This is a genomic window from Mesoflavibacter sp. CH_XMU1422-2 (assembly GCF_037029245.1).
In the GTDB taxonomy this organism is placed as follows: Bacteria; Bacteroidota; Bacteroidia; order Flavobacteriales; family Flavobacteriaceae; genus Mesoflavibacter; species Mesoflavibacter zeaxanthinifaciens.
This window is the reverse complement of record NZ_JAYMEE010000030.1, coordinates 1-841: the sequence shown is the minus strand read 5'-3', so window position 1 is coordinate 841 and position 841 is coordinate 1. Positions and strand designations below refer to the sequence as shown.

General features: G+C 36.4%; 1 pseudogene. It reads left to right on the top strand.

Going from position 1 to position 841, the window contains the following annotated elements:
* Nucleotides 1-841, top strand: a pseudogene (locus WA340_RS03850) (hypothetical protein); the annotation flags it as partial.

Genomic DNA, 841 nt, shown 5'->3' with positions numbered 1-841 from the left:
CGATGCATTAACAGGAAGTAATGCAATAGCAGACGCAACAATGCACACAAACGAAGATCCAGATAATCCAGGAACAGCTATCAATCCACAAACCATCTATGTAAGAGTAACAAATGGAGATGACGAAACAGGATTAAACGGAACAGGCTGTTTTACAATAGTAGATTTTGATATCACAGTAAATCCATTACCAGTAGTAAGTCCAATCGAGGATTATATTATTTGCGAATTAAATACAGATGAAGTAGCAGGTTTTGACTTAGAAAGTAAAACAACCGAGATACTAAACGGTCAAGATGCAACCGTGTTTACAGTAACCTATCATGATACACAAGCCGATGCCGATGCGGGAATAAATGCTTTAGTAAGTCCGTATAACAATACAAGTAATCCTCAAGTTATATATGTAAATATTACAGATACAACAACAGGATGTGATGTCACTACAATGTTTAATATAGAGGTAAATGAGGCAGCGCAAGCAAATCAATCAATGCCAACGTATTATGAATGTGATGATAATATAGAATTTGATGGTAACCCAGCAAATGACAGTGTACAGTTTGATTTATCAAGTCAAGATGGCGCAGTGTTAATGGGTCAAGATCCAGCAAACTATATAACAAGTTACTATGAGACTTTAGCAGATGCCGAAGCAGCTACAAACCCATTACCATTATTATATGAAAACATCTCAAACCCACAAGTCATTTATGTGCGCGTAGACAATGATACCATGGTAGATGATGGAACAGGTACAATGGTAGATAGTTCGGTATGTTACGAAATAGCAACAATTACATTAGAAGTAAATCCACTGCCAGTAGTAGATTTAGAAGAT